The organism is Thermolongibacillus altinsuensis (genome assembly GCF_004341205.1).
GTDB lineage: Bacteria > Bacillota > Bacilli > Bacillales > Anoxybacillaceae > Thermolongibacillus > Thermolongibacillus altinsuensis.
In genome coordinates, this window is the sequence record NZ_SLUL01000004.1 from 251,192 (window position 1) to 265,290 (window position 14,099).

At 36.6% G+C, this 14,099-nt stretch carries 14 protein-coding genes, 16 tRNA genes, 1 rRNA gene and 2 pseudogenes; 6 read left to right on the forward strand and 27 right to left on the reverse strand.

Annotation, left to right across the window (positions count from 1 at the left end; translation table 11 throughout):
* Positions 1 to 46 precede the first annotated feature (46 nt).
* Complete coding sequence (locus tag EDD69_RS05455; protein WP_132947951.1) at positions 47 to 229, forward strand: small, acid-soluble spore protein, alpha/beta type; 183 nt, start codon at positions 47 to 49, stop codon at positions 227 to 229.
* A 125-nt stretch (positions 230 to 354) separates the two neighbouring features.
* On the opposite strand, the gene EDD69_RS05460 is transcribed toward EDD69_RS05455, so the two are convergent.
* The 6 genes from EDD69_RS05460 to EDD69_RS05480 form a co-directional block, all read right to left on the reverse strand.
* Positions 355 to 912 carry a 3D domain-containing protein gene (locus EDD69_RS05460; RefSeq protein WP_132947952.1) on the reverse strand — a complete coding sequence of 186 codons (558 nt, stop codon included), beginning with the start codon at positions 910 to 912 and terminating at the stop codon, positions 355 to 357.
* Between the two features lie 281 nt (positions 913 to 1,193).
* Positions 1,194 to 1,316 carry a hypothetical protein gene (locus tag EDD69_RS15655; protein ID WP_279388133.1) on the reverse strand — a complete coding sequence of 41 codons (123 nt, stop codon included), beginning with the start codon at positions 1,314 to 1,316 and terminating at the stop codon, positions 1,194 to 1,196.
* A gap of 696 nt (positions 1,317 to 2,012) precedes the next feature.
* The gene (locus EDD69_RS05465) at positions 2,013 to 2,594 is read right to left on the reverse strand and encodes a nucleotidyltransferase family protein (protein WP_132947953.1); all 582 of its coding nucleotides are present in this window, start codon (positions 2,592 to 2,594) and stop codon (positions 2,013 to 2,015) included.
* Between the two features lie 338 nt (positions 2,595 to 2,932).
* Positions 2,933 to 3,913, reverse strand: coding sequence for a GGDEF domain-containing protein (locus EDD69_RS05470; protein WP_132947954.1), 981 nt, complete (start codon positions 3,911 to 3,913; stop codon positions 2,933 to 2,935).
* 654 nt (positions 3,914 to 4,567) lie between these two features.
* Positions 4,568 to 5,020, reverse strand: a complete 453-nt coding sequence (locus EDD69_RS05475; RefSeq protein WP_132947955.1) for a hypothetical protein — start codon at positions 5,018 to 5,020, stop codon at positions 4,568 to 4,570.
* Positions 5,021 to 5,071: 51 nt separating this feature from the next.
* Positions 5,072 to 5,284 carry a hypothetical protein gene (locus EDD69_RS05480; protein WP_132947956.1) on the reverse strand — a complete coding sequence of 71 codons (213 nt, stop codon included), beginning with the start codon at positions 5,282 to 5,284 and terminating at the stop codon, positions 5,072 to 5,074.
* Between the two features lie 359 nt (positions 5,285 to 5,643).
* Here EDD69_RS05480 and EDD69_RS05485 point away from each other — a divergent pair, with 359 nt between their 5' ends.
* From EDD69_RS05485 to EDD69_RS05505, 4 genes are all read left to right on the forward strand, one after another.
* Positions 5,644 to 5,901, forward strand: coding sequence for an SPASM domain-containing protein (locus EDD69_RS05485; RefSeq protein WP_424565336.1), 258 nt, complete (start codon positions 5,644 to 5,646; stop codon positions 5,899 to 5,901).
* Between the two features lie 45 nt (positions 5,902 to 5,946).
* Positions 5,947 to 6,825: an ABC transporter ATP-binding protein gene (locus tag EDD69_RS05490; RefSeq protein ID WP_060475562.1), complete on the forward strand. Its 879-nt coding sequence runs from the start codon at positions 5,947 to 5,949 to the stop codon at positions 6,823 to 6,825.
* A gap of 663 nt (positions 6,826 to 7,488) precedes the next feature.
* Positions 7,489 to 9,039, forward strand: coding sequence for an ABC transporter ATP-binding protein (locus EDD69_RS05500; RefSeq protein WP_243643046.1), 1,551 nt, complete (start codon positions 7,489 to 7,491; stop codon positions 9,037 to 9,039).
* Positions 9,040 to 9,129: 90 nt separating this feature from the next.
* Positions 9,130 to 9,342, forward strand: a complete 213-nt coding sequence (locus EDD69_RS05505; RefSeq protein ID WP_132947957.1) for a hypothetical protein — start codon at positions 9,130 to 9,132, stop codon at positions 9,340 to 9,342.
* Between the two features lie 7 nt (positions 9,343 to 9,349).
* Here the strand turns inward: EDD69_RS05505 and EDD69_RS15785 are convergent.
* A pseudogene (locus tag EDD69_RS15785) lies at positions 9,350 to 9,614 on the reverse strand (IS1634 family transposase); the annotation flags it as partial.
* A 207-nt stretch (positions 9,615 to 9,821) separates the two neighbouring features.
* On the opposite strand from EDD69_RS15785, the gene EDD69_RS15265 reads away from it, so the two are divergent.
* Positions 9,822 to 9,986: a hypothetical protein gene (locus EDD69_RS15265; RefSeq protein WP_160319165.1), complete on the forward strand. Its 165-nt coding sequence runs from the start codon at positions 9,822 to 9,824 to the stop codon at positions 9,984 to 9,986.
* A gap of 289 nt (positions 9,987 to 10,275) precedes the next feature.
* Here the strand turns inward: EDD69_RS15265 and EDD69_RS05510 are convergent.
* From EDD69_RS05510 to rrf, 20 genes and pseudogenes are all read right to left on the reverse strand, one after another.
* Positions 10,276 to 11,439: pseudogene (locus EDD69_RS05510) on the reverse strand (IS256 family transposase); the annotation flags it as partial.
* Between the two features lie 70 nt (positions 11,440 to 11,509).
* A complete protein-coding gene (locus EDD69_RS15790; protein WP_132947958.1) occupies positions 11,510 to 11,890 on the reverse strand; it encodes a tyrosine-type recombinase/integrase in 381 nt (126 codons plus the stop codon).
* Positions 11,887 to 12,042: a hypothetical protein gene (locus tag EDD69_RS15270; protein ID WP_165871732.1), complete on the reverse strand. Its 156-nt coding sequence runs from the start codon at positions 12,040 to 12,042 to the stop codon at positions 11,887 to 11,889. Before EDD69_RS15270 ends, EDD69_RS15790 begins: the two co-directional genes overlap by 4 nt.
* 180 nt (positions 12,043 to 12,222) lie before the next feature.
* A tRNA-Leu gene (locus EDD69_RS05520) sits at positions 12,223 to 12,310 on the reverse strand.
* A 69-nt stretch (positions 12,311 to 12,379) separates the two neighbouring features.
* Positions 12,380 to 12,465, reverse strand: a tRNA-Leu gene (locus EDD69_RS05525).
* Positions 12,466 to 12,477: 12 nt separating this feature from the next.
* Positions 12,478 to 12,548: transfer RNA gene (locus tag EDD69_RS05530), tRNA-Cys, on the reverse strand.
* A 13-nt stretch (positions 12,549 to 12,561) separates the two neighbouring features.
* Positions 12,562 to 12,633: transfer RNA gene (locus tag EDD69_RS05535), tRNA-Gly, on the reverse strand.
* 5 nt (positions 12,634 to 12,638) lie between these two features.
* A tRNA-Gln gene (locus EDD69_RS05540) sits at positions 12,639 to 12,713 on the reverse strand.
* Between the two features lie 136 nt (positions 12,714 to 12,849).
* A tRNA-His gene (locus EDD69_RS05545) sits at positions 12,850 to 12,922 on the reverse strand.
* A 15-nt stretch (positions 12,923 to 12,937) separates the two neighbouring features.
* Positions 12,938 to 13,011: transfer RNA gene (locus EDD69_RS05550), tRNA-Trp, on the reverse strand.
* Positions 13,012 to 13,032: 21 nt separating this feature from the next.
* Positions 13,033 to 13,117: transfer RNA gene (locus EDD69_RS05555), tRNA-Tyr, on the reverse strand.
* Between the two features lie 4 nt (positions 13,118 to 13,121).
* A tRNA-Thr gene (locus EDD69_RS05560) sits at positions 13,122 to 13,197 on the reverse strand.
* A 47-nt stretch (positions 13,198 to 13,244) separates the two neighbouring features.
* Positions 13,245 to 13,320 (reverse strand) — tRNA-Phe (locus tag EDD69_RS05565).
* Positions 13,321 to 13,330: 10 nt separating this feature from the next.
* Positions 13,331 to 13,406, reverse strand: a tRNA-Asp gene (locus EDD69_RS05570).
* Positions 13,407 to 13,409: 3 nt separating this feature from the next.
* Positions 13,410 to 13,486 (reverse strand) — tRNA-Met (locus EDD69_RS05575).
* Positions 13,487 to 13,645: 159 nt separating this feature from the next.
* Positions 13,646 to 13,721 (reverse strand) — tRNA-Val (locus EDD69_RS05580).
* Positions 13,722 to 13,730: 9 nt separating this feature from the next.
* Positions 13,731 to 13,802: transfer RNA gene (locus tag EDD69_RS05585), tRNA-Glu, on the reverse strand.
* A gap of 28 nt (positions 13,803 to 13,830) precedes the next feature.
* Positions 13,831 to 13,918 (reverse strand) — tRNA-Ser (locus EDD69_RS05590).
* 5 nt (positions 13,919 to 13,923) lie between these two features.
* Positions 13,924 to 13,998, reverse strand: a tRNA-Asn gene (locus EDD69_RS05595).
* Between the two features lie 7 nt (positions 13,999 to 14,005).
* Positions 14,006 to 14,099: ribosomal RNA gene (rrf, locus tag EDD69_RS05600) — 5S ribosomal RNA — on the reverse strand; the annotation flags it as partial.

The window sequence follows — 14,099 nt, forward strand, 5'->3', positions numbered from 1 at the left end:
CTCCGCATACTATGAGTATCGTAGTAACAGAAAGGAGTTGTGGGTCATGGGCAGACGTAGAAGCATCATGTCACAACAGTTAAAAGAAGAAATCGCTAAAGAGTTAGGGTTTTATGATGTTGTGCAAAGAGAAGGATGGGGTGGAATTCGGTCTCGAGACGCCGGAAACATGGTGAAACGTGCTATTGAGATGGCAGAAGAACAGCTGGCACAACGTTCAAAAACATGAATGTTACTACGATAGCCGAAGCGCATTGCTTCGGCTTTTTTCTTCTCGGATCGTATTCGGTATAAACAAAAAGAAGGGTTCCCACAAATGTGAGAACCCTTCAACAGTCTGTGCCGGCTCCTTGATTATTTATATATTTTCACTTTTACTGTTTTGACACCCCATTGGATAGCTTTTTCTTTTGTAGGCATGAATACGTCAATTTTGTTGCCTTTGATGCTTTTTCCTTTATCAGCTGCAATCGCATAGCCGTAGCCTTCCACATAAACCTTTGAACCTAGCGGAATTACCTTTGGATCAACGGCAATTGCTTTAATTGATGGGTTTTTCTTTAAATTTAAGCCAATAGCCGTTATTCCGCTGCATCCTTTGCAATTTACTGTATAAGCATATGCTTTAACGGTAATTGTTTTATACGCTGTGGCTGCTGCCTTTTTTACTGTAGTGTTAGCAGCCGCTTTCGTTGCCGTTCCTGAAATCTTTAAAATCTGCTTTGGCTTGATCATATCGCTTTTAAGGTTATTCCAGCTCTTTAGCTGACTGACAGTCACTTTATACTTTTTAGCAATGCTCCAAAGAGTGTCACCGCTTTTTACCTGATATGTACCGGCTGCCGATGCAGCTCCCGAAAATCCGAATACTAGAAAGAATGATGAAGTTATATATAATAGTAATTTTTTCAAAATACTATTCCTCCCTTGTTTAATTTCGCGACAATAAGAATATCAATAAAATATAACAATTATGTTTCATAGAATTATTAATTATGTTACAAAATGAAGACATAATCGAAACATTAGTAGAGTTGATTTTAAGCAAATGCTCTTGTAGCCCTCAAATATGTATTAACGTTTGTATCCTTTAACCTTTTATCTTGGAGCCACATAATAAACTTATCAATGTGCTTTTTCTCAATCTCTCTAACGTACTCAATCCCTATTTCCTCAAATGCACTAAATTTTGCTCATAAAAACGGATTTGTCATTTCTGATAAGTTTTTCACTCTGCTATCTAACTGAAAATTCTCATACAGTTCTTGCAAAGTTTTTTGTAATTCCGCCCTTTTCAAAGCACGTAATTTTGACAACTTTCCCCCTCCCTTTAAGATCAATCTAATCTTAAAGGTGTCCAATAATGAGGTGGGGAATATCATCTTTTTGTCCACATGATTAGGCTTTGGCTTTAGCACGCTAAAAAACAAAAAAGCCAATGCTCTGAATCGCTCAAAGCATTGGCTTTACAGGCTTTTCGTTATGTATGGTGCCGATGGTGGGAGTCGAACCCACACGGGGGCTACCCCACACGATTTTGAGTCGATTATGAAACCGTGCATCCCTCTCAATTAAAGCAAACCCATATGCGACAAGGGGTTCTTTCATTTTCTCATTTTCTGGTCCATTATTACCGAATACGACTCGAGCCTTCATGCTGTTTGCAGATATTATATAAATTATCTCATTTTTGGTCAATATTTTTTTCTTGCTTTTTCTCTGCATTATTAAGATTCGTAAATTTTTCTGCACTGAGGTAATTAACTAAAAACGAGATTCGATTTTGGAACACAAAAATCTTAAATAGCAACATAAAACAAACGCATATCATTTTGTTGACTATTTAGTATAAAATGAACATACAGTAACCAAATAAAAACGCTTGGAGAAGTTTCAAAAACCCAAGCATTTTCTTTTTGTTCTTCAATTATCGCTTTCTTAGTTTGGTTAAACAATAATGATTTTCTTTAAAAATTTGACCGTCTTTCTCATTTAGTAGAGTACTCGTTTGTCTAATAAGAATTTTCAATATGAAAAACTTTAACCTTATACCAAATATCTTTCCAGTTCTTTTTCGTTATCCGTTCTTCGTAAATCTGTGATAGTTCTTTTGATTCTTTAAAATAGGGTGTCGGTTTTACTTCCAAGTTAATCACATCATCTACTCCCCAAGGAGCAACCAAGATGATGTCATCTTTTTCATCTAATTTTACACCTAAAGATGTTGCTGTTTCTGGAAACTTTGATATAGCATCTACGGAAGATGAATAAGGAGAAATATTATTAACAATGTGCATTCTTGCCTCATTTTTCACTGACCAAGGAATGTTAGGAAGGATATTTCTTAACCTCATTTCTAACTTCTTTTCTTCTAATTCATCCATATTGGTATCATCAAAATAGATAACATCAATATCTGGAATAGGAGTTCTTTCTTTAAAACCATGTAACGTATCCCATATTTTCGAACGAACAAATCCAGCACAGACCCACCAATCAGGTAAATTCAACGACTTTACTGCTCTTAATATATCCATCATCCACTCGTCTTCTTTAATCAGTTGAATGATATCTTTGTCATTTTTGATAATCATCAGTTAATTTCCTCCAATCGAACGTATATCCCTACTATTACATAAAACATAAAATATAAAAAAATTTTTCCACTAAACTACCTTTTACTTCAACAAAAAAGCATTACTTCCTGCTTCTTGAAGTAATGCTTCCGTTAGTTTAATTATTTAAATAACCTCAGGACAGTGTTTTATAAATTTTTTACGTCATCTATTATATACGATTTGAGTTATATCTCCGTAAGGATTATTTGTAATAAATTTTCTTACACAAAGAAGTTTATAATCTTAATTCACTAAGCGTCTCTTAAATAGCCTCTTGAAGTGGCTCGAGAGACTCTGCTGAATCATTGATGTAGTCAACAATTCAAAGCATGTTTGGAAGATTGTTTTTTTGCTTTCTTTTCCCTGTACATATTCTTATCCGCTTGAGCAAACAACTCATTCATATTTCCGATGGAAGTGCTGCTGAAAGCAATTCCTGCCGACATCTTGATTTTTATGTTTGTGCTCTGTTCATTATATTTATGTATTTCTCTTGAAATATCTGCTAATAATTTTTCTACTTCTTCCTTATTCGTATCAGCTACAAGTATTGCAAACTCATCTCCGCCTATTCTTGCCACAATTGTCTTTTCCGAAGAAAACTTATTTAAAACCTTAGCTGCCTCTTTTATTAAAGCGTCTCCTTCTTTGTGTCCAAAGTTATCATTCATATATTTTAGTTCATCTAAATCGCACAAAATAATTCCCACAGAAGTATCTACCTGCTTGTCAAACTTGTCCATTTGTTTTTGAAAGAATTCTCGGTTATAAATATGCGTCAAAGAGTCATGATGAATCCTATATTCCAAATCCTGCTGAAGTTTTATTTTTTCATCGATATTTCTAAGTACCCCTTGAATGGCTACCAACTCACCATTTTCATAGATAGGAGTAGTATATTCCTCAAACCATCTATAGTTCCCATCTTTATCTCGCCAACGTTGAACAATGGGTTGATTGTAATCTATTTCCCCAATAATCTTTTTGTGTAGTATATCATAATAATCTGGATGAATACTTTTGTATACACGGTCCGGGTCTTTATAGTTTCTTTGAACCGCATCCTCTCCAAAAAAAACTTTAAGGGACGGACTAAGATATTTAAACTGCCGCTCTGGCTTAACTTGATAGTAATAAAGGATATCCTTAGTATTTTCTACTACCTCAACAAGTCGTTCTTGATTTTCTATAAGTTCTTTCTTTTGATTATTCCACCTTCTATGTAAATAAAGGGTAAACAACAGTGAAATGCAAATACCTGCCATTAATCCTATAAAGAATTGAATACTCACCATGCCTCGACCTTCTCCATATATTATCCTTTTATTCCAAATATTATATAAAAATGATACAAAAGACAATTATTAATGACAATTAGATGTGTTTTAATGTATTTTATATCCTTTTTCCCCTCAAAAATAGATAAGAAATTTGAAATCAAAATTTTGAATCGAACCTGCTTGTGTAATCAAAAAGACCTTCCCTGAATAGACATGTTTCCTGCACTATTCTCCTGCTTTTTTCTCCCTTTAATCCTTTGATTTATCAGGCTTTGCCTCAATCTTTTTCCTCCAAAAACAAAAAAGCACGAGTGGAATCGGGCATATTACTCGATTTTCACCCATGCTTAAGGAATAACTTTATTTTACTGGAAATAAGTTTTTTTACTCAAAGAATAGTTTTTTTGACGGATAACATAGAATAGAAGCAAGAAGTTAGATTCTAATTCCAATAAAGTTTATTCATTTTGATTTGTTTCTTTTGTCTTGAGAGATTCATACGCCATCATTATAACTGTTAGATAGTACAAAAAAATAATAAAATAGCAAAAAACAATTAAAAAAATTGATCCTTAGTAACCTTTATCCTTCCTTTGCACCCTCCCCAATACCTTTCCCAGCTTTTTTCGTAAGGAATAGGGAGAAGCAAAATCCTATTCCCTATTTACTCTATTTTTTCTCGGAACGCAGCTCGCTTATCATATTCTCCCAAATTTCATCTTCTTCTCTATTGAATTCCTTACTCGCATTTTCAATTGCTTGATTGTCTGCATTCACAAGTTCTACAATCTCGCTATTATCTTGCCAATGTTCTAAAAAATTTTGAACCAATTCCATATTGGAGTAGTCTTTTAACCATTCTCTTTCATCAGAAAAGTTTCTAATGAGTCGACCAATTTCGTTTAAGTACAAAGCGATTACCTTGTCTTCAATAAAGAAATCGCCTGCTTTACGAGCAAAATCTGTCCCGTTAGTATTACGAATTAGCGTCTTGACCGCTTTCAAATGCAAATCTAAACCACCAAAATGTGCTAACTGTTGATCATCTACACCTTCACATGTGATTGTAATTTTATTTCCCTTATCATCTACGTCATGAACTTTAAAATAGCTTTTCTCCATATGATTTCCTCCTGTATTAATTAATCCGAATAGTTTTTTACATGGATATTTTTAACTATCGCCATCAAGATAGTGGAAATGTTCATGATAAAGATTGCCCATTCCACTACATATTTCCCTATTGTTAGTAATCACCCCAAAAAAATCATCGATTGGAATCTCGAACAACTGATAATTATGATTTTTTGGTAGCGATTCCAACTTATTGAGTGCTTTTTCTTGTGTGGCGTGATCTGCGATGAAGATCATCCAAATGGAGTTCATGTCTTACCCCCTAATTGCCGCAACCTAAGTCTGGTGGCATTATCTAGCCCTTTCGCTTAATAAAAAGGATATCTGATGTAACCCCCACAAATTTTATGCACAATTCATATAAAAAGTCTACTATCTTGAAAATCAGATACATTTCCCAACGAATTAAAAACTGTATTCACTATATAAAACTTGAAAATATACAAAAATATATAATTTTTTAAAATTTTGTTAAATAAGAGTATTCCTTATTCCAAATTTAACAATAACTTGTTAATATACACTTGTAAATTCTATCCTTTTTTAACAAAGGATAGGAATTTGCGGAAATTTAAGGAATATATCATCCTTGTTTAACAGGCAGCTTAGCAATCACTTCCGATAAAAAAGTGGTTCCGTGTCCAAGATTAGAATCGGAAGTGCTGATGGATCTTAAAGAACATAACAGTCTGCTTGATTTATTTGACAGAAAAGAAGAAGTCCTGAAATATTGGAAGCTTTCATTGGAAAATATTGAACCTTGTGGTACTTGCGAATTTAAACGAATGTGTATGGATTGCAGAGCCGCAGAGGTTGCTTTTTCTAACAGTTTAACCCAAAAATCTCTTTGTTCTTATACGGGGTTATAATAAGGATAATTAAAAGCCAAGAAGTAGAATGTAGGAGGGAAACAATTGAATTATATTGAACTGCACAATATTGCTAAATCATTTGATAATAAAAATTACATACTAAAAGATATCAACTTGTCGTTACACCAAGGGGATCGTGTGGGCATTATTGGGGGAATTGGTTCTGGGAAAACCACTTTATTAAGAATAATCTTGGGATTGTATACTCCAACATCTGGGAAAATCAATAGAAACATATCCAATCACGAAATTGGGTATTTGCCTTCTACCAAAGGGATTATAGAAGAGTTTACAGTGAGAGAAAATCTCATATTTTGGTCTCAAACTTATCAATCCCCTATCCATGTAGTGGAGGAACTGATAGATAGGCTAAACATGGATAAGATGGCAGACAAAAAGGTGTCTTTGCTTTCTTCTGGAATGAAACAAAAACTTGCTTTTGCTTGCTCTATTATTCATTCCCCAAAACTTCTTATTTTGGATGAACCTACAGTAAATTTGGATGTAGAAAATCGATCTTTAATAAAGAAATTTATACAGGAATATCCTAAGGAAAGTTGCATTGTCATTACATCTCATAATTTTGATGACATTGAACATATGTGTAATCGAATTGTTATGATTGTTGATGGAACGATAAAAGTGAAAGAGGAACTGAATAAATTAAAATCTGATTTTCAATCCTCTCTTGTCAGAATACGAACCATCTCAAAAATCAATCAACAACAATCAATTCTAATTAAAGAAGAATTTCCAAATGTTCTGGTGAAAGATCATGAGGTGATTTTAGATAAACAAATTTATAAATTGAACGATGTTTTATTAAAATTAATCCATTTGAATATAGAAATACGTGATGTTTTAGAAAATGAAGCAATACTTGAAGATATTTACTTACGTTTGAATAAGAAAGAAGGTTGACGGAATGAAGGCTCTATTGTGGAAAGAATATCTTTTTCTGAAGAAGAAAATGCAAAAGATGTTGCTTCTAATAGCAATTGAATTTGTTCTAGTGTTGTACTTCATCTATGGATTAAATTCTATCCCTATTCATATTAAATTTAATCTCATTTTAGGAACGACATCGATTATTTTTCTGTTACAAATACTTTTTGAATCCATTAAGACAGATAAACAAAATCGAGTATATGAGAAAATGTTGCAAATTTTTTCTATACAGAAGATATTAATTGTCAAGGTACTTTTTTCTGTTTTTATCGCAACAATCCTTAGCAGCATGTATTCGTTTCTATTCTATGGATATCAGTTGTACCTGGGGATTCAGATCCCTTCTCAATACTTGCTGTCTTTATTATTATTGCCGTTTATTAACTTGCTCTTTGGAATAGTGTTATGCGTCGTCATGTTTCTGGTTGATAATATTGTCATATTAAAAGTTACTTCTATGTTTGGAGCGATGTTTTATGTATTAACCTTTACGAATATACATCGATACAAGATTATTGGAACCATTATTGGTATATTGCTTTTCCTTGTAATCACGCTCCATTTTCTTTTAAAGAAAATATCGAATGAAAAATTTTTAACGATGTAACCTCTTGGTTATGGAGGTGAGGAAGGAAATTGAAAATATTAAAGTTCTATTTAAAAAAAAGCTTAAAAAATGTTGTTATTCTAGTATTGCTCACCCTATTCATCTCTTTCCTTAGCAACATCATTCCTATATTATCACAAATGGTTTTTGATGAAGGAATTATGAAAAACAATGTTTTTAACATTGCTGTTTACTCATCTATTCTAATAGGAGTATATATTGGAAGAGGTGTTTTAAATCATTTTAGTGATTATTTAATATCTGCAACATCTGCTAAGATTATAGCCAACGTCAAGAACGAAATCATTCAGAAGATATTAAAAATGCCTGTATCATTTTTTGATAAACAATCAACAGCTTATATCTTATCAAGATTGAACGAAGTGAATTCTTTATCATCGATATTTACTCCAACTGTTTTTAACTTTCTTTCCAGCACAATATCAATGATAGGCGCTTTAATGTACATATTGTCCAAAAGCATTGAAATATTCGTTGCATGTGTATCGTTCATTCCAGTGGTTTATATTATTTCTAACACTTCTATCACATCCTTAAACAAATACTCTAGAGAAATGCTTGAAGCTACTGCAAATACGAATAACAAAATACATTCTGCATTAGAGGGGATAATTGCATTAAAAGAACTAAACGAGGAAGAACACATGAATCAGTCTATTACAAAAGAAGTCAACCAATTAGCATTGAAGACAATTCATCAAAGCAAAACTGCCAGTAAAAGTTCCCAAATGCTAAACGTGATGGTTTTGGTGGTTCAGACGCTCATTATAGGTATAATTGGTTTTTTCATAACCAATAAAAAGCTGACTATAGGAGATTATGTGTCCATGACCCAATATGTTGGCATGATATACTCTCCGTTGATTATGTTACAGAGTTTTAAGTTAAGTATACAACCTGCTATTGCTGCTATTTCAAGAATTAACAGCATGTTATCCTCTAATAACACAGAGAACATAGAGGAAAGCACAGGTAAAAAAATAGATTGCATCAAGTTTGTAAAATTTGAAAATGTATCATTTAAATACGATACATCGAATGAAAGTATTCTTAATAATATCTGTTTTGATCTATATTCTGGAGATCGGATAGCATTTATCGGAAAAAATGGATCTGGTAAAACTACTATAGCCAAACTTTTATTGGGTTTTTATAAAAATTATTCTGGGAATATCACCATTAATGATTATGAACTGAAAGAGTTAGATATAAATAGTTTAAGATCCAAAATTGGGATTGTTCCGCAAAATATCTATCTATTCGAAGGAAGTGTAAAGGAAAATATTCGGATTGGAAATCGGGTGTTGTCTGAGGAAGAATTTCAAAAAAGATTAGATAGACTTCTTGAATATGGCTTTTTGGATGGTTTGGATTTAAATAAAAAAATTATTGATAATGGGAAAAACTTGTCCAAAGGACAAATTCAGCAAATCGCTTTTGCAAGAATATTTATGAAGGATGTTGATGTCTTGATATTTGATGAAGCTACATCGAATATGGATCCAAACGCAAAAGAGGCTTTTCAAAACATTTTACTGGATTTACTGTTTGTTTATTAGTCACACTGATGAATTAATGTATCTTGTGAACAAGAAAATTGTATTAAATGATGGAAAAGCTGACATTGTTTATTATAGGGAGGAAATCTCATGAGTGAAATTATTTATATTTTGCTTTTAATTATTTCTTTGTTTATTTTGTTTTTCCAAATAAAAAATAAAAAAATAGACCTAAAGGGCCTTTTCATCAAAATAATCACTATTATTCTCATATTATCGGTATTGGCATGGATGACTAGGCAAACAAATCGCCTCCCAGCCCTTGATACAGAAGGGCTGAGAGGCAATTGGGCATACTTCTAGCGTGTATCTAGGAGCGAGGATGAATGTCTAGGATCTTCAGAGGAGGCTCCAGCCCTAGAGCCACAGAGGTTTTCCTTTGTTTGGTCGTGATCTTTGTACACTGATAGAGGTCACGATATTTTGAAGAAAAATGTCCTAACGTGGAGCGCTGACATTTGTCTCTTACTTTCGGCCACGATTTTACTCTCGATTCGGATCAAGAGGAGGATTAGACCGTGGAGAAGCACGTGAGCATAGATGCAATCCTCCAATTGATGGTACATTGACAGTAACCACGGTTACCCATCGAATGTACATGTCTATATTATAAATAAAAAAACTTTATATTAAAAGGATTAAATTATAAAGCGTGTGCCTATGAAATTCGGCGTTTTTTCCTAGGTTAACCACCGCTAAACCCTTGATATAACGGCATTTCTGGCATTTTCATTTGCCTAAAATGGGCCTCAAACTGTCGAACTCGGGTTAGAGAAGACGAATTGATTAACGTCATCACTAACGATATTCGTCAATTATTTTCATTACTGTCGGTTGAAGAATTTCAAAAGAACATTGAACAAAAAGTTACTAAAATATTAGAACGAGACAAAAAGAAACTTTCAAAAATTAATGACAAGATTGAAGCTTTGAAACAAGAGAAATAAATGCACTGCGGATGAAAGTGAATGGAGAACTTTCAGAAGAGGAATATCAATTACTAATCGAAGATAATAATCAACAACTTGCAAAGTTAATGAGGGAACAACGAGAATTGAACGAAATCTGGTACCGTCAAGAATTTTGTGTAATGCAAGATGGATAGGGTATCTCTGAAATGGATTTGGAATGGATAGGGAACCGATTTCCTCCCCACAGGAGACTGAATATTCAGTCTCCTGTGGGGAAAGGGAGAATCCCCTTATTTTGTTTATTTTCATTTACAATATATGGTTGATTGTAACGTTCTTCAAACATTCGCTGGAGGACTTCCTGCGCTTCGGCAAATCCTCGCAACTTTCGCCCCGCCTATTTCTCATTAAAGTCTTGGATCGTCAAATACACGACTTTTTCCGCGGCTTCTAAACTGCTCAAACTGTTCATCGGTTTTAGACGTTTCCGAATCTCCTTGATCGTTCGTTCGATGGCATTCGTCGTGTAAATTACACTTCGAATACTGTTTGGATAATTCATAAAGGTGAGGAGGACATCCAACTCATTGGCCCAAGATTGCACTTCTCTTGGGTACTTGCTCGACCATTTCGATTCAAGCTGTCGAAACATCTCCAATGCGATTTCTTTACTCGGAGATCGATAAATGAGTTTCAGATCCTCCGCCATTTCGAATTGGTCTTTTTTCCGAACACGGCTGAGGGTGTTACGGACTTTGTGGACGACACAACGCTGTACGTCAGCTTTCGGATAAACCGCCCGAAAGGCTTCCTCCAGCCCCGGAAGACCATCAAATACGCCTAAAAGCATTTCCTTGACTCCTCTTTTGTAGAGCTGTTGGAGAATCTCCCGCCATCCATAGGCGCTTTCTTGTCCTCCTACGAAGAAATCAAGAATTTCACGATACCCTTCTTCGTTCACCCCCAATACCACATAAATAACTTCTTTCTCTACCGTATCGCGGCGAAGTTTCACATACAAACCGTCCAAATATAAGACGGAATAACGCTTGTGTAGTGGACGGTTGCGCCATTTTTCGATGTCTTCCTTTACGACATCGGTAATATGGCTGATCGTCGTAGGAGAATAGGTACTTCCTAGAATTCGTTCGATCCACTTGCCAATTTCCCGTGTACTCATGCCGCTTTGATACATCTTGATGATGGCTTCTTCCAGCCAGCCGGTGTGTCGTTGGTAAGGGGCAAACAGCTGCGTTTGAAATTCTCCATTTCGGTCTCTTGGGGCCAAAAGCCCTTCAATCCGGCCATATTGTGTATCTAGATTTCGTTGATAGTAGCCGTTTCTCATATTGGATGTGTCCGCTTGTTCGATTTCGAGGAAATTTTTGATTTCTTCCCGCATAATCAGCTCTAATTTTTCTTTCACAAACTGACGAATGGCATTTTCCAGTTGATTTGCCCAGTCGATATTCGATATACTTTTAGACATAGGTAGGGTTCTCCTTTCTCTGGAATGTTTTTCGTCCAATCAGAGAATACCCTACCTTTTTTCTTTTGGTCTAGCAAAATGCTTTACACAAAATTTTATACATCATCTTTTTTAGCCCATACATTCTAATGTATTCCTTTAAGATTTTGACTAAATTCTCGCTTATCGGATTGTATTGCGCCTTCCTATTTTTTGTTGTCGTCAATACCACCATTCCATTTTCTAAATCAATATCCCCAACTTTAAGGTTAAGGACTGTATTAAGCCTGTTGCCTGCTTCTAAAAGATAATTGACCAATACCCAATTTCTATGCTCTACAAAGCCACACTCCTTCAAATTCGGCTTTTTGATTAGCTTTTTAATTTTTTCCTCTGTGTATGGCTCTTTTTGCTGTTTATCGGCTTTAATAAGGTTAATAATCTCAAATTTAATTAAATAATTTTCCCTCATAGCAAAAAGAAATGAACTAAATTTTGTTCATAAAAGCGGATTGTCATTTCCGATAAGTTTTTCACTCTGTTGTCTAACTGCAAATCATTGTACAATTCCTTCAAAGTTTTTTCTTCTAATCCTGCTCTTTGCATAACCCGTACTTTTGCCAATTTAATACCTTCCTTTAAGATTATCCAAATAAACATAATCCCAAAGGTATTTAATAGTACGGTGGAAATGCTATCTTTTTTGTCCACACGATTAGGCTTTGGCTTTAGCACGCTAAAAAACAAAAAAGCCAATGCTTTGAATGATTCAGAGCATTGGCTTTACAGGCTTTTTGTTATGTATGGTGCCGATGGTGGGAGTCGAACCCACACGGGGGGCTACCCCACACGATTTTGAGTCGTGCGCGTCTGCCAGTTCCGCCACATCGGCGCGTATGAAAAAGGACAGGTAAATTATAATACAGATAAAAATGGATGTCAACCTTTTTTAATTTTTAAGTGCCGAGGGCCGGACTCGAACCGGCACGGTAGTTACCTACCCCAGGATTTTAAGTCCTGTGCGTCTGCCAATTCCGCCACCCCGGCAAAAAAAAATGAAGGCGGCAACCGGATTCGAACCGGTGATAAAGGTTTTGCAGACCTCTGCCTTACCACTTGGCTATGCCGCCATTTTGAGGAAAGAGCGGAAGACGGGACTCGAACCCGCGACCCCCACCTTGGCAAGGTGGTGTTCTACCACTGAACTACTTCCGCAATTTTGGCTGGGCTAGCTGGATTCGAACCAGCGCATCACGGAGTCAAAGTCCGTTGCCTTACCGCTTGGCTATAGCCCAATGATTAATCATCATGAATTCAATTCTCTGAATTTACTTCGTGAATCAACACCGCAGGATTATTTTGAGAATTTCTGCAGGAAATTCGAGAAATAATCCGACAATGATTTAAGATTTAACAAATCAATCAAAACAGGGCGACTAGTGGGAATCGAACCCACGCATGCCAGAGCCACAATCTGGTGCGTTAACCACTTCGCCATAGCCGCCATATTTTCTATGTTTGGCAGGGGCAGTAGGAATCGAACCCACACCGGAGGTTTTGGAGACCTCTGTTCTACCATTAAACTATGCCCCTATGCTTCATTTTATTCCTAAATGGTGGAGGGGGACGGATTCGAACCGCCGAACCCAAAGGGAGCGGATTTACAGTCCGCCGCGTTTGGCCACTTCGCTACCCCTCCGTCATGGTGCCGGCTGCAGGACTTGAACCCGCAACCTACTGATTACAAGTCAGTTGCTCTACCAATTGAGCTAAGCCGGCATTATCGGAGACGACTTGAACTTTTCAATTGAGCAATATGATCAAAATGGTGGCTCGGGACGGAATCGAACCGCCGACACAAGGATTTTCAGTCCTTTGCTCTACCGACTGAGCTACCGAGCCTCAGCATAGCTGGCGGTCCCGACGGGACTCGAACCCGCGATCTCCTGCGTGACAGGCAGGCATGTTAACCACTACACTACGGGACCATTTGGTTGCGGGGGCAGGATTTGAACCTGCGACCTTCGGGTTATGAGCCCGACGAGCTACCTGGCTGCTCCACCCCGCGATGATAGAAATATAACCTAGATCTTCATGATACATATCATATTTTTCTTTTCTTGGCCGTCCCACTCTCAGATCGCTTTCCCAAGTAGCAGCTCGAGTGGTGCGCTGAAGTTTATTCGCAGAAGCGGATTCGAACGTGCTCCACCCCGCGACGATAATATGGTGGAGGATGACGGGATCGAACCGCCGACCCCTTGCTTGTAAGGCAAGTGCTCTCCCAGCTGAGCTAATCCTCCAAAAAAGAATGACCCGTACGGGATTCGAACCCGTGTTACCGCCGTGAAAGGGCGGTGTCTTAACCACTTGACCAACGGGCCATTATTTATTGTGACCTAAGTGGCTGAGCGGAGAGCAAGGGATTCGAACCCTTGAGGCGCTTATCACGCCTACACGATTTCCAATCGTGCTCCTTCGACCACTCGGACAGCTCTCCGTAATTGGCTCCACAGGTAGGATTCGAACCTACGACCACTCGGTTAACAGCCGAGCGCTCTACCACTGAGCTACTGTGGAATGTTATGCCCGGCAACGTCCTACTCTCGCAGGGGCCCCAGCCCCAACTACCATCGGCGCTGGAGAGCTTAACTTCCGTGTTCGGGATGGGAACGGGTGTG

Coding starts and splice junctions, on each gene's coding strand:
- EDD69_RS05455 (WP_132947951.1), top strand. CDS start 47: ATGGGCAGACGTAGAAGCATCATGTCACAACAGTTAAAAGAAGAAATC.
- EDD69_RS05465 (WP_132947953.1), bottom strand. CDS start 2,594: ATGATTATCAAAAATGACAAAGATATCATTCAACTGATTAAAGAAGAC.
- EDD69_RS05470 (WP_132947954.1), bottom strand. CDS start 3,913: ATGGTGAGTATTCAATTCTTTATAGGATTAATGGCAGGTATTTGCATT.
- EDD69_RS05475 (WP_132947955.1), bottom strand. CDS start 5,020: ATGGAGAAAAGCTATTTTAAAGTTCATGACGTAGATGATAAGGGAAAT.
- EDD69_RS05480 (WP_132947956.1), bottom strand. CDS start 5,284: ATGAACTCCATTTGGATGATCTTCATCGCAGATCACGCCACACAAGAA.
- EDD69_RS05505 (WP_132947957.1), top strand. CDS start 9,130: ATGAGTGAAATTATTTATATTTTGCTTTTAATTATTTCTTTGTTTATT.
- EDD69_RS15790 (WP_132947958.1), bottom strand. CDS start 11,890: ATGAGGGAAAATTATTTAATTAAATTTGAGATTATTAACCTTATTAAA.